10 protein-coding genes are annotated in these 13010 nt (G+C 68.8%); 9 read left to right on the top strand and 1 reads right to left on the bottom strand.

All coding sequences use genetic code 11. The features are described 5' to 3' along the window. The first annotated feature begins 374 nt into the window (after positions 1–374). From ABIC51_RS15710 to ABIC51_RS15670, 9 genes are all read left to right on the top strand, one after another. Complete coding sequence (locus tag ABIC51_RS15710; protein ID WP_034196018.1) at positions 375–1679, top strand: MFS transporter; 1305 nt, start codon at positions 375–377, stop codon at positions 1677–1679. A gap of 37 nt (positions 1680–1716) precedes the next feature. Continuing rightward, the gene (locus tag ABIC51_RS15705; RefSeq protein WP_027790681.1) at positions 1717–2241 is read left to right on the top strand and encodes a flavin reductase; all 525 of its coding nucleotides are present in this window, start codon (positions 1717–1719) and stop codon (positions 2239–2241) included. A gap of 26 nt (positions 2242–2267) precedes the next feature. Continuing rightward, positions 2268–3338: a DUF6421 family protein gene (locus ABIC51_RS15700; RefSeq protein ID WP_225723293.1), complete on the top strand. Its 1071-nt coding sequence runs from the start codon at positions 2268–2270 to the stop codon at positions 3336–3338. A 50-nt stretch (positions 3339–3388) separates the two neighbouring features. Further along, entirely contained in the window at positions 3389–5230 is a 1842-nt protein-coding gene (ilvD, locus tag ABIC51_RS15695) for a dihydroxy-acid dehydratase (protein WP_059692842.1), read from the top strand. A gap of 2 nt (positions 5231–5232) precedes the next feature. Further along, entirely contained in the window at positions 5233–6423 is a 1191-nt protein-coding gene (gene metC / locus ABIC51_RS15690) for a cystathionine beta-lyase (RefSeq protein ID WP_175899276.1), read from the top strand. 68 nt (positions 6424–6491) lie between these two features. Then, the gene (locus tag ABIC51_RS15685) at positions 6492–7808 is read left to right on the top strand and encodes an LLM class flavin-dependent oxidoreductase (RefSeq protein WP_021156686.1); all 1317 of its coding nucleotides are present in this window, start codon (positions 6492–6494) and stop codon (positions 7806–7808) included. Between the two features lie 66 nt (positions 7809–7874). Further along, on the top strand, positions 7875–9506 hold the full coding sequence (gene gshA / locus ABIC51_RS15680; RefSeq protein ID WP_175899463.1) for a glutamate--cysteine ligase: 1632 nt from the start codon (positions 7875–7877) through the stop codon (positions 9504–9506). A 40-nt stretch (positions 9507–9546) separates the two neighbouring features. Beyond that, positions 9547–10737, top strand: coding sequence for a benzoate/H(+) symporter BenE family transporter (locus tag ABIC51_RS15675; protein ID WP_027790686.1), 1191 nt, complete (start codon positions 9547–9549; stop codon positions 10735–10737). A 59-nt stretch (positions 10738–10796) separates the two neighbouring features. Then, entirely contained in the window at positions 10797–11957 is a 1161-nt protein-coding gene (locus tag ABIC51_RS15670; RefSeq protein WP_027790687.1) for a mandelate racemase/muconate lactonizing enzyme family protein, read from the top strand. A 129-nt stretch (positions 11958–12086) separates the two neighbouring features. Here the strand turns inward: ABIC51_RS15670 and ABIC51_RS15665 are convergent, their stop codons facing one another. Beyond that, positions 12087–12998, bottom strand: a complete 912-nt coding sequence (locus ABIC51_RS15665; protein ID WP_021156690.1) for a LysR family transcriptional regulator — start codon at positions 12996–12998, stop codon at positions 12087–12089. Positions 12999–13010 lie beyond the last annotated feature (12 nt).

The following is a 13010-nucleotide window of genomic DNA, read 5'->3' as shown; positions in this document are numbered from 1 at the left end:
GCGGGCATGTGAGCAAAAGGTTGAACATGAACAAGGCTTTCGACCATCCGCGCGTTTTGCGCACCTTGCGCGTTGCCTGCGACGCAGCGCCCGGGCACAACGACGTACAACGAGCCCCCGGATCTGCGGCAACGCCACGAACGGACCTCGCGAGGCCGATGCGCACCTGATCCGCGCCCGCGAGCCGGATCGACACCCGCCCGGCGTGCCGCACACAGGTGTGCGGCACGCGGCACCCCGCATGCGAGAACGAGCCGACCGGAGGAGGACGGCTCGCCGCCTTGTGCGCCGGATCGCGGGTGCCGCCGTCGGGCGACGCGTGCAGGACGCCGTGCGCAACGAATGACAATCGATCGCAAACAAGGAAAAAAATCATGGAGACGCTCGTATCGACCGTGTTGCCCGCAGCGCGGGTGTCGGAAGACGCCGCCTATCGCAAGGTCGCGTGGCGGCTGATGCCGTTGCTGCTGTTCTGTTACCTGGTGTCGTATCTCGACCGCGTGAACGTGGGCTTCGCGAAGCTGCAGATGGCAGGCGATCTCGGGCTGTCCGACGCGGCCTACGGGCTCGGCGCCGGCATCTTCTTCTTCGGCTATTTCATCTTCGAGGTGCCGAGCAACCTGATCCTCCACCGCATCGGCGCACGCGTCTGGATCGCGCGAATCATGGTGACGTGGGGCGCGGTGTCCGCGCTGACGATGTTCGTCACGACGCCGACGGCGTTCTACGCGATGCGATTCCTGCTCGGCGCCGCCGAGGCCGGCTTCTTCCCGGGCGTGATCCTGTACCTGACCTACTGGTATCCGGCCCATCGGCGGGGGCGGATCACGACGGTGTTCATGACGGCCGTCGCGCTGTCGGGCGTCGTCGGCGGCCCGATTTCCGGCTACATCCTGAAGGCGTTCGACGGCATCAACGGGTGGCACGGCTGGCAGTGGCTGTATCTGCTCGAAGGGCTGCCGTCGATCGTCGCGGGCTTGCTCGTCTACGCGCTGCTCGACGACCGGATCGCGCAGGCGAAGTGGCTGAACGACGAGGAGCGCGCGCTGCTCGAACGCAACGTGAATGCCGAGGACGCGGTCAAGTCTCACCTGTCGCTCGGTGCGGTGCTCGCGAATCCGCGCGTGTGGCTGATGTGCGCGATCTACTTCTCGTTCGTGATCGGCCTGTACGGCGTCGGCTTCTGGCTGCCGACGCTCATCCATGCGACGGGCGTGGCCGATCCGCTGACGATCGGGCTGCTGTCGACGGTGCCGTATGCGCTTGCGGTGGTCGCGATGATCGCGATCGCACGCAGTTCGGATCGCCTTCGCGAGCGCCGCTGGCATCTCGCGGTGCCCGGTGCGATGGGCACGGTGGGGCTCGTGCTCGCGGTGGGCTGGGCGCATCAGACGGGGCTTGCGATCGCGGCGCTGACGCTCGCGACGATGGGCATCCTCACCGCGATCCCGCTGTTCTGGAGCCTGCCGACCGCGTTCCTCGGCGGCACCGCGGCCGCCGCCGGGATCGCGATGATCAATTCCGTCGGCAATCTCGCAGGCTTCCTCGGCCCTTACCTGATGGGGCTGCTCAAGCAACTGACCGCATCGAACGACGCGGGCCTCTACATGATGGCGGGCTGCATGGCGCTGGGCGGACTGCTTGCGCTGTCGCTGCCGAAAGCGCTGGTGAACCGGTAGCGATGCGCGGCTTTTCCCCCATGCACGGAGACAGGACATGATCCACAACGAACCCGCACTGTTCCCCGACCAGTCGATGGGCGCCTCGCCGCAGCGCTTTCGCGACGCGATGTGCCGCGTGGCGTCGGCCGTTCACGTACTCACGAGCGACGGACCTGCCGGGCGCTGCGGCATGACGGCGACCGCCGTGCTGTCGGTGTCCGATGCGCCGCCGACGGTGCTCGTGTCCGTCAATCGCGGCAGCGTATCGGCGCAGCGGCTGATCGCGAACGAGGTGTTCTGCGTGAACACGCTCGGCGCCGCCGACCGGTTTCTCGCCGACGTGTTCGCGGGCCGGACCGCGCACGAGCGCGACGCGCGCTTCACGGTGGGCGAGTGGGGCGAGCTTGCGACACGCGCGCCGGTGCTGGCGAGCGCGCGCATCGCGCTCGACTGCCGGCTCGTCGCGTCGATGAGCGCGGCGACGCATGAGCTGCTGGTCGGCGAAGTGGTGGCGCTGCACTGTGCGGCGCCCGACGACGACACGCTCGTCTATCTGCAGCGGGAGTTCCGCGTCGTGTGACGACGCGTGCCGACAGGATGACCGACATGAAACGCGAAATCGTACTAGCCACCAACCGCTGCCGCGGCGAGATCCTCGCCGGCGGTTTTCGCACCGACGTCGCGCGCATCGCGCAGTGCGCACGCGCGCATCTCGGCGACTACGCCGACAACCCGCATGTGCGTGCGCTGCTCGTGGCGCTGGAGAACCGCTGCCTCGCATCGGGGCGCCTGCTCGATCTCACGTACTCGGTGGACCCGAGCTTCATCCTCGGGTTCTTCGACGTGCCCTACAACGCCGACGCGTTCCTCGAGGCGGCCGCGATCGCGCCCGTGCCGATTCCGCCGAGCGTGCTCGCGATCGCGCCGGACGGCAACGCGCTGCCGGTGCAGATCCGCATGTGCACGGACGGCTTTCTCAATCCGCTCGCGGTCGCGGTATTCGGCGAGAACTTCATCGACGCCGACCTGCGCGCGTATCACAAGGCGTATTACTTCATCGACAAGTTCGTCGAGCGCTTCAAGCGCCATACGCGCCCGGCAATCGAAGCGAACTGGTCGCCCACCGCGTTCCCGGATCTGCTCGCGGCGGACGACGAGCTGCTGACGCAGGCGAGCGCGATCTGGGTCCACCTGCACGAGTACCACCATCGCACGGGCTTCCTGCCGATCCCGGAGTACCTCGATGCGAAGAGCACGCGCAACGGTGCGGGCGCGGAGGAGTTGCGGGTCGACATCCTGTCGATCCTCGCGCTGTTCCGGCTGCGCTCGGACGACCGCGTGCTGCGCGCTTCGATCCAGTACATCCTGGCCGAGCGCCTGATCCGCTACCCGCTGCAGGCGCCGCCGCTCGACAACTACGACGCGCGCTCGTCGGTCGCGCTGTTTCATTACCTGTCCCGTCACGGCGTGATCGCGCAGCGTGGCGGCTCACTCTATTTCGAAGGGGGCTACGAACGCCTGACCCAGGCGCTCAGGTCCATCGTGATCAAGCTGACGGCGCTCGAATACAAGCTCAGCGTGTCGTCCGATCTCGACCGGAGAAAGATCCTGTCGTTCGTGCTGCCGACGCTCGCGAAGAACGACAACAACTGGGGCGCGGCCGGCAGGCCGCATTGACGGCAGCCCGCTGCCCGCCCCATTTCGCAACGAATCAACCGAGGATCACGATGCCCACCTATCGTTCACGCACTTCCACGCACGGCCGCAACATGGCGGGCGCGCGCAGCCTGTGGCGCGCCACCGGGATGACCGACGCCGATTTCGACAAGCCGATCATCGCGGTCGTCAATTCGTTCACGCAGTTCGTGCCCGGTCACGTGCACCTGAAGGATCTCGGCCAGCTCGTCGCGCGCGAGATCGAAGCGGCCGGCGCGGTCGCGAAGGAGTTCAACACGATCGCGATCGACGACGGCATCGCGATGGGCCACGACGGCATGCTGTACAGCCTGCCGTCGCGCGAGCTGATCGCCGACAGCGTCGAGTACATGGTCAACGCGCACTGCGCGGATGCGATGGTCTGCATCTCGAACTGCGACAAGATCACGCCGGGGATGCTGATGGCCGCGATGCGCCTGAACATCCCGGTGATCTTCGTGTCGGGCGGCCCGATGGAATCCGGCAAGCTGACGTTCCGCGGCAAGCGCCGCGCGTTCGACCTGATCGACGCAATGGTGGTGGCGGCCGACTCCCAGGTGACGGACGACGAGGTGCGCGCGGTCGAGAACGTCGCGTGCCCGACCTGCGGCTCGTGTTCCGGGATGTTTACCGCGAACTCGATGAACTGCCTCGCCGAAGCGCTCGGGCTCGCGCTGCCCGGCAACGGCTCGGTGCTTGCGACGCATGCCGAGCGCAAGCGCCTGTTCATCGAGGCCGGGCGCACGATCGTCGATCTCGCGCGCCGCTACTACGAGCAGGACGACGCGAGCGTGCTGCCGCGCTCGATCGCGACGCGCGATGCGTTCGAGAATGCGATGACGCTCGACATCGCGATGGGCGGCTCGACCAATACGGTGTTGCACCTGCTCGCCGCCGCGCACGAAGGCGAGGTGCACTTCACGATGGCCGACATCGACCGGCTGTCGCGCCGCGTGCCGGTGCTGTGCAAGGTCGCGCCGTCGGTGCAGGACGTCCACATGGAGGACGTGCACCGGGCCGGCGGCGTGATCGGGATCATGGGCGAACTCGATCGCGCGGGGCTGCTGAATACGACGCTGCCGACCGTCCATGCGCCGAGCGTCGCGCACGTGCTCGCGCGCTGGGACGTGATGCGCAATCGCGTCGATTCGGTGTCGCGCTTCTATCGCGCGGCGCCCGGCGGCGTGCGCACGCACGTCGCGTTCAGCCAGGACAACCGCTACGACGAACTCGATCTCGACCGCGCGAACGGCTGCATCCGCGATGCCGAGCACGCGTTCTCGCGCGACGGCGGGCTCGCGGTGCTGTTCGGCAACATCGCGCGCGACGGCTGCATCGTGAAGACCGCGGGCGTCGACGGCGGGATGCTGAAGTTCACCGGCACCGCGCGCGTGTTCGAAGGGCAGGAGGAGGCGGTCGAAGGCATCCTCGGCGGTGCGGTCGGCCCGGGCGACATCGTGATCGTCCGCTACGAGGGGCCGCGGGGCGGCCCGGGCATGCAGGAGATGCTCTATCCGACCAGCTACCTGAAATCGAAGGGGCTCGCGAAGCAGTGCGCGCTGATCACCGACGGTCGCTTCTCCGGCGGCTCCTCGGGGCTGTCGATCGGGCACGTATCGCCCGAGGCGGCGGAGGGCGGCGAGATCGGGCTGCTCGAGAACGGCGACGCGATCGAGATCGACATCCCGAACCGCTCGATCAACGTCCTCGTGTCCGACGACGAACTGCGGCGGCGCCGCGCGGCGATGGAGGAGCGCGGCGAGCGCGCGTGGCAGCCCGAGAAGCGGCAGCGCCGCGTGTCGGGTGCGTTGCGCGCATACGCGGCGATGACGACGAGCGCGGCGCGCGGCGCCGTGCGGATCGTGAAGGGCTGACCGTGCGGCCCGCCCCGAACCACCCGGCGGCCGATGCGCAGGTCGACACCGTGCTCGTCACGGGCGGCCGCGCGCCGGCCGCCTATCACGGCTTCGTCAACCCGCCGGTGTATCGCGGCTCGACGGTGCTCGCGCCGAGCGTGGCCGACCTGCTGGGCTACACGCAGCCGTACGTGTACGGCCGGCGCGGCACGCCGACCACGGCCGCGCTGCAGGAAGCGGTGCGCGCGCTCGATCACGGCGCGGGCGTCGTGCTGTGCCCGTCGGGGCTTGCCGCGATCACGACCGCGCTGTCGTCGTGCCTGTCGGCCGGCGACCATCTGCTGATGACGGACGCGGTGTACAAGCCCGCGCGCCAGCTGTGCGACGGCGTGCTGCGGCGCGCGGGCATCGAGACGACGTACTTCGATCCGCTCGCGTCGGTTGACGCGCTCGCCGCGCTGATCCGGCCGAACACGCGTGCGCTGTATCTCGAAGCGCCCGCGTCGCAGAGCATGGAGCTGTGCGACGTGCCGGCGTTCGCCGCGCTCGCGCGCGACCGCGGGCTCGTGGTGCTGTTCGACAACACGTGGGCGACGCCGCTGTTCTTCGACGCGTTCGCGCACGGCGCCGATCTCGTGATCCAGGCCGGCACCAAGTACCTCGCCGGTCATGCGGACGTGATGATCGGCATGGTGTCGGCGTCCGCGCGCGCGCTGCCGGCGCTCGAACAGTATCAGCGCGACACGGGGCAGTGCGTCGGCTCGGACGACGCGTTTCTCACGCTGCGCGGCATCCGGACACTCGGCGTGCGGCTTCGCCAGCACCAGGCGAACGCGCTGCGCGTCGCGCGCTGGCTCGCCGCGCGTCCGGAAGTGCGGCGCGTGTGCTATCCGGCGCTCGAGGACGATCCCGGCCATGCGCTGTGGGTGCGCGACTTCGGCGGCGCGACGGGGCTGTTCTCCGTCGTGCTGCGCCCGGCGCCCGCGCAGGCCGTCGCCGCGCTGCTCGAGGGGCTCGCGTATTTCGGGCTCGGCTATTCATGGGGCGGCTATGAAAGCCTCGCGATGCCGTTCGACTGCAGTGCGTACCGCACCGCGTCGCACTGGGACCCGGGCGGCCCGTGCGTGCGCTTTCACATCGGGCTCGAAAACGCCGACGACCTGATCGGCGACCTCGAGGCCGGCTTCGCCCGCTTCAACGCCGCGCGCTGACGCCGACACGAGCAGCACGCGCGCGGCCCGCACGTTTCGCGCCGCATTCCAATGACGAGGAGCCCCGTATGACGAAGCAACTCTGCCTGGGTGGATTCATGCGCCCCATCTGCCTGCACACGGCGTGGTGGCGGCATCCGAGCGCGCCGACGCTCGCGAACTTCAACTGGCCGGTGATCCGGTCGCTCGCGCAGAAGCTCGAGCACGCGTGCTTCGACGCGGTCTTCACCGCCGACCACCTCGCGGTGATGCCGATGCCGCCGAATGCGCTCAAGCGCAGCGGCACGATCACGTCGTACGACCCGCTCGTGATGCTGTCGGCGATCGCCGCATGCACCGACCGCATCGGCCTGATCGCGACCGGCACGACGAGCTACGAGGATCCGTACCTGCTTGCGCGCCGCTTCGCGTCGCTCGACCACCTGAGCGGCGGCCGCGCGGGCTGGAACATCGTCACGACGGTGAACCCGGAGGCCGCGCTCAACTTTGGTCTCGAGACCGCGCTGCGCCATGCCGAACGCTACGAGCGCGCCGAGGAGTTCTTCGACGTCGTGACGGGGCTGTGGGACGGCTGGTCCGATCACGCGCTCGTGATGGACAAGGAGGCGGGGGTGTTCTCCGATCTCGACAAGATTCGGCCGCTCAACCACAAGGGCAAGTTCTTCTCGGTCAAGGGGCCGCTGAACATCGCACGGCCCGTGCAGGGCTGGCCGGTGATCGCGCTCGCCGGTGCGTCGGAGGAAGCGCGCGACATGGCCGCGCGTTCGGCCGACCTGGTGTTCGGCAACGCGCGCAGCATCGAGACGGGCCGTGCGTTCTACCGCGACGTGAAGTCGCGCGCGGTCGCGGCCGGGCGCAACCCCGATCACGTGAAGATCCTGCCCGCCAACCAGGTGTATGTCGGCCGCACGCGCGCGGAGGCGCTGGCGAAGAAGCGCTACATGGACGATCTCGTCCACGTGGACAGCAACATCCCGAACCTGTCGATCCGGCTCGGCGTCGACTGCTCGAAGTTCGATCCCGACAAGCCGTTGCCCGAGCTGCCGCACACGGAACAGGGGCAGGGCAACCAGCGCGAATGGGCGGCGCTCGCCCGCCGCGAGGGATTGACGGTGCGCGAGCTCGCGAAGCGGGCGGCCGAATCCGGTACCGGCGAGATGGTCGGCACCGCGTCCGAGATCGCCGACCAGATGGAGGAGTGGCTGATGACGGAGGCGTGCGACGGTTTCATCGTCGTGTTCTATACGGTGCCTGACGGCTACGACGACTTCGTGACGATGGTGGTGCCGGAGCTGCAGCGGCGCGGGCTGTTTCGCACCCGCTACGAAGGCACGACGCTGCGCGAACACATCGGCCTGCCGCGGCCGAAGAGCCCGCTCGACTGAGCGGCGCGTCGCCAGATTTCGTTCCGGGAGACCGCGATGACCCACGATTTACCCCGATCCACATGGATGACGACGCCGTACCGCTGCCGGCTCGGCGTGCTGAGCGACGCCGCACACCTGCCGCTGCTGGGCGACGGGTTATGCGGCGTCGAGCGCGAGACGCTGCGCGTCGATGCCGCCGGCCGGCTCGCGCTGACGCAACACCCGCACGCGCTCGGCGCGGCGCTCACGCACCCGTCGATCACGACCGACTACGCGGAGCCGCTGCTCGAGTTCGTCACGCCGCCGCAGCACGACGCGGCCGACGTGATCGAGCGGCTCGACGAGCTGCACCGCTTCGCGTGCCGCGCGATCGGCGACGAGCTGCTGTGGAGCCAGTCGATGCCGTGCCCGCTCGACGACGACCGCCGCATTCCGATCGCGTGGTACGGCACGTCGAACATCGGCATCCTGAAGCACGTGTACCGGCGCGGGCTGGCGTTCCGCTACGGCAAGGCGATGCAGTGCATCGCCGGAATCCACTACAACTATTCGCTCGCCGATGCCGTGTGGCCGCTGCTGCGCGACGTGCGCGACGGATGCGAGCCGGCCGGCCGCGACGCGCGCGACATGCGCTCGGCAGGCTATCTCGCCCTGATCCGCAATTTCCATCGCTACGGCTGGCTGCTGCTGTATCTGTTCGGCGCGTCACCGGCGCTGTGCGCGGGTTTCGTCGCCGGCGACCGGCACGGGCTCGACGCGTTCGATGCGCAGACGCTGTACCTGCCGTACGCGACGAGCCTGCGGATGAGCGACCTCGGCTACCAGAACCGGGTGCAGGGCGCGTTCGCGCCGTGCCTCGACAACCTGCCTGCGTACCTGGACGGCCTCGCGCGAGCCGTCGCGCAGCCGTGCCCCGAGTACCAGGCGATCGGCGCGAAGCGCGACGGGGAATGGCTGCAGCTCAGCACGCACTTGCTGCAGATGGAGAACGAGTTCTACTCGTCGATCCGCCCGAAGCGCACGGTGCGCAGCGGCGAGCGGCCGCTCGACGCGCTGCGCAGCCGCGGTGTCGAATACGTCGAGGTGCGTTGTCTCGACATCGATCCGTTCGCGCCGCACGGCGTCGCCGAGACGACGCTGCGCTTTGTCGACGCGTTCCTGCTGTTCTGCGCGCTCGACGACAGCCCGTGCCTCGCGGGTGCCGAGCAGGACGCGTGCCGGCGCAACTTCGCGGCGGTCGCGCGGGAGGGGCGGCGCCCGGGGCTCGAGTTGCAGCGTGGCGGCGAGCGCGTCGCGCTGCGCGTGTGGGCGCACGAGTTGCTCGCGCGAATCAACGAGGCGGCCGGCGTGCTGGATCTGCAGCGCGGCGACACGCGCACGACCGCCGCGCTCGACGCGCAATACGCGAAGCTCGACGATCCGCAGGCGACGCCGTCGGCGCGCGTACTCGATGCGCTGCACACGCTGCGCGACGATCCGGGCGGCGCGTGCTTCGCGTTCGGGATGCGGCAGACGCTCGCGCATACCGGAGCGTTCCGCGCGCGTCCGCTGCCGGCCGACGTGCAGGCGCGCTTCGACGCGATCGCAGCCGAATCGCTGAGCCGGCAGGCCGACCTGGAGCGCACGCAGATCGGCAACTTCGACGCGTTTCTCGCCGCGTATCACGCGGGAACGCTGAACCAGGAGTGCGGCGAGCCGACACATGGTGCGCACTGATACGGTCGCCGCCGTATCGAATCCATCACACGGAGGACAGATGAGCAGTATCGCGGAAATGAAGACCGATCGCGGGTTCTCGGCGCGGGCGGCCGGCGCGGGCGCGCTGGCGTCGTTCGTCGGCTTTGCATCGACGTTCACGCTGATCGTGAATGCGCTGACGAACGTCGGTGCAACGCGCGCGCAGGCCGCGTCCGGCCTGATGGCCGTCTCGATCGTGATGGGGCTGGCCGGCATCGTGCTCAGCTACCGGACCCGGATGCCCGTCAGCGCTGCTTGGTCGACGCCCGGCGCGGCGCTGCTGCTCGGCCTGGGCGCCGTGAAGGGCGGCTATCCGGCCGCGGTCGGCGCGCTCGTGCTGACCGGCGTGCTGCTCACGCTGGCCGGGCTGTGGAAGCCGCTCGGCCGCGCGATCTCGAGGATTCCGCTGCCGATCGCCAACGCGATGCTCGCGGGGATCATCCTGAACCTCTGCGTCGCCCCGGTGCACGCACTCGAGCAGTATCCGCTGTACGTCGCGCCGATCCTGCTCGTCTGGGTCGTGATGATGCGGGTTCGCAAGATTCTCGCCGTGCCTTGCGCCGCGGTCGCGACGCTGATCGTGATCGCGTTCATCGCGAAGACGGGGGGCGTCGGCGCGACCGGGATGTTGCCGCACCTTGCGCTCGTCGGGCCCGTGTTCTCGGCATCGACGATGGTGAGCGTCGCGGTGCCGCTCTTCATCGTGACGATGGCGTCGCAGAACATCCCGGGCGTCGCGGTGCTCAACGTCAACGGCTACCGGCCCGAAGCGTCGCGGCTGTTCACGGCCACGGGGCTGTGCAGCCTGCTCGCGGCGCCTTTCGGCGCGCCGCCGATCGGGCTGGCCGCGATCACCGCCGCACTGTGCGCCGGCGAGGAGGCCGGCCCCGACGAATCGCGGCGCTACTGGGCCGGCATCGTCTGCGGCGCCGCGTACATCGTGTACGGGTTCGCGGCGAGCGCCGCGACGCTGTTCATCGCGGTCGCGCCGCCGGTCATCATCGAAGCGGTTGCCGGCCTCGCGCTGATGAACGCCCTCGGCGGCGCGCTGCTCAACGCATTCACCGACAAGGACGCGCGCGAGGCCGCGATCCTGACCTTCCTCGTGACGATGGCGGGCCATGCGTTTCTCGGCATCGGCGGCGCGTTCTGGGGCCTGCTGACCGGCATCGGGCTGACGTTCGTGCTGCGTCGCGAGAAGGGCCGGTGATGCCGCGCGACGACGCGGCCCCGCAGTTCTGCCATTCCCTCAAAAAAAACGGAGAAGAGATGCAGCACAACATCGTGAAAGTGACCGCGACGCCGGTGTTCGCGCGCGGCGACGCGGAGATCGCCGGCGTGCGGTTGTCCGGCAAGCTGTCGGGCGTCATCGTCGAAATCGAGACGTCGCAGGGCGTGGTCGGCCACGGCTTCACGGCGATCACCGACGAGGCGGTCGTGGCCGCGGCGATCGATCACGTCGCCGCACCCAACCTGGTCGGGATGAACGTCGTCGAGCGCGAGCGGATTCTCGACAAGCTTTACTGGTTGTTATGCCCGCGCGGGCAGACCGGCTATGCGGGGCACGTGATTTCCGCGATCGACATCGCGGTCTGGGATGCGATCGGCAAGATCGCCGGGCTGCCGGTATGGAAAATGCTCGGCGGCGCGCGTCCGGTCGTGCCGCTGTACACGACGTTCGGCTTCGCGTCGCTCGAGCGCCCGGAGCTGATACATGCCGCGCGTGCGCTCGTCGGCGCCGGACATCGCCGCATCAAGATGATCGTCGGCTATCACGCGCTTGCGCGCCGCGACGAAGGGCGCTCGCTCGACCAGGTCGTCGCGGACGACGTCGCGCGCGTGCGCGCGGTGCGCGATGCGGTGGGCGACGCCGCCGAGATTTACATCGACGCGAATTGCGGGCTCGACCACTATCACGCGCTGCGGCTTGCCGAGCGCGTGGCCGATTGCGACATCGGTTTCTTCGAGGAGCCGATCGCCGAGAACGACCCCGCGAAGCTCGCCGACCTGAGAAAGCGCGGCGGCATTCCGGTCGCCACCGGGCAAAGCGAGGGGCAGTTGTTCCGGTTCAGGGATTTCCTCGTGAACGACGCTGTCGACATCCTGCAGCCAAACGTGTGCGTGTGCGGCGGGTTCTCCATGGCGGCACGCGCGGCCGCGCTCGCGCAGGCGTTCGGCGTGCCGATCGACAATGGCGGCACGTTCCCGTTCCACAACATGCATCTGCACGGCGGGCTCGCGAACGGCGGTTCGGTCGAGTGGCACGTCGTCGCGGTCGAGATCTGCCGGAACCTGTTTACCGGCCTGCCGGCCGAGCAGAACGGGACGCTGGCACTACCCGACACGCCGGGCCTCGGCTTCGGCATCAATCGCGATGGTGTCCGCGAATTCTCGTCGGGCCCGGGATCGCAGGGGCACGGCAAGGCGTGAGCGTCGGCCGGCGCGTCCGCGAGCGAGGACGCGCCGGCCGTGCGTCGACGGCTTCCCGCGCGTCGTCGCGCGGCAAGTGGCCTGCCAATCCGCCCGGACATGCCAAAGCGGATCCGCCTGCGGCCGGCGTCATGCCGAGGCCAGTGTCCGCACGATATTGATGAAGCTGGCAAGGACGTGCCCGATATCGCCTTTGCGCCAGACGAGGCCGGTTTCAACGACGAACGAGCCGTGTGCGAGCGGGCGATAGACGACACCCGTACGCCGCAGATTGCGCAACGATTGCGGCACCAGGGCGACGCCCATGCCGGCGGACACAAGGCTGACGATCGTCTGCATCTGGATTGCTTCCTGGCCGATGTGCGGGACGACACCGACGTCGCTGTAGCACTCCATGATCGCGTCGTAAAACCTCGGGGCGAGACGACGCGGAAAAATCACGAGCGGAAGGTCTGCCACTTCCTTCAGGTGAATCGGCACGTCGTCGGGTGCCGTCGACGCGGCGCTCGGCATCGCGAGCACGAGCGGCTCGCTCAGGAGCGGCAGATACGACAGCTCGGCCACGTAGCGTGGCGGCAACGGCGGAATGATCAGGCCCGCGTCGATGTGGCCCGCGACCAGCTCTTCGATTTGCACGTCGCTCGTCGCTTCGGTCAGTTGCAATCGCACCAGCGGATAACGCATGCCGAATTCGCGCAGCAGCGAGGGCAGCAGCCCGTAATCGGCAATCGAGACGAACGCGAGCGACAATCTTCCGGTCTCGCCGAGGGCGAGGCTCTTTGCCAGCGCGGGAAGCTCCTCGGCCGCGGCAAGCAGTTTCAGCACCGTCGGAAGCAACGCCTCGCCGACTGCCGTGAGCGCGACCGCACGCTTCGTGCGTGCGAAGAGCTCGACGCCGAGTTCGCGTTCCAGGGAGCGTATTGCCTGCGACAGCGGCGGCTGGGTCATCGAGAGGCGTGCGGCCGCACGGCCGAAGTGCCGCTCCTCGGCAACGGCCGCGAAGTAATACCACTGGCGAAGATCCGGGGGGAAGTTGGGCATTCGTTCGACCTG

It is taken from the genome of Burkholderia sp. 572, assembly GCF_040545135.1.
Classification (GTDB): domain Bacteria; phylum Pseudomonadota; class Gammaproteobacteria; order Burkholderiales; family Burkholderiaceae; genus Burkholderia; species Burkholderia cepacia.
Note: the sequence above shows the minus strand (reverse complement) of the source record. Positions and strands in the feature narration are given on the sequence as shown.

Coding starts and splice junctions, on each gene's coding strand:
- ABIC51_RS15710 (WP_034196018.1), top strand. CDS start 375: ATGGAGACGCTCGTATCGACCGTGTTGCCCGCAGCGCGGGTGTCGGAA.
- ABIC51_RS15705 (WP_027790681.1), top strand. CDS start 1,717: ATGATCCACAACGAACCCGCACTGTTCCCCGACCAGTCGATGGGCGCC.
- ABIC51_RS15700 (WP_225723293.1), top strand. CDS start 2,268: ATGAAACGCGAAATCGTACTAGCCACCAACCGCTGCCGCGGCGAGATC.
- ilvD (WP_059692842.1), top strand. CDS start 3,389: ATGCCCACCTATCGTTCACGCACTTCCACGCACGGCCGCAACATGGCG.
- ABIC51_RS15685 (WP_021156686.1), top strand. CDS start 6,492: ATGACGAAGCAACTCTGCCTGGGTGGATTCATGCGCCCCATCTGCCTG.
- gshA (WP_175899463.1), top strand. CDS start 7,875: ATGACGACGCCGTACCGCTGCCGGCTCGGCGTGCTGAGCGACGCCGCA.
- ABIC51_RS15675 (WP_027790686.1), top strand. CDS start 9,547: ATGAGCAGTATCGCGGAAATGAAGACCGATCGCGGGTTCTCGGCGCGG.
- ABIC51_RS15670 (WP_027790687.1), top strand. CDS start 10,797: ATGCAGCACAACATCGTGAAAGTGACCGCGACGCCGGTGTTCGCGCGC.
- ABIC51_RS15665 (WP_021156690.1), bottom strand. CDS start 12,998: ATGCCCAACTTCCCCCCGGATCTTCGCCAGTGGTATTACTTCGCGGCC.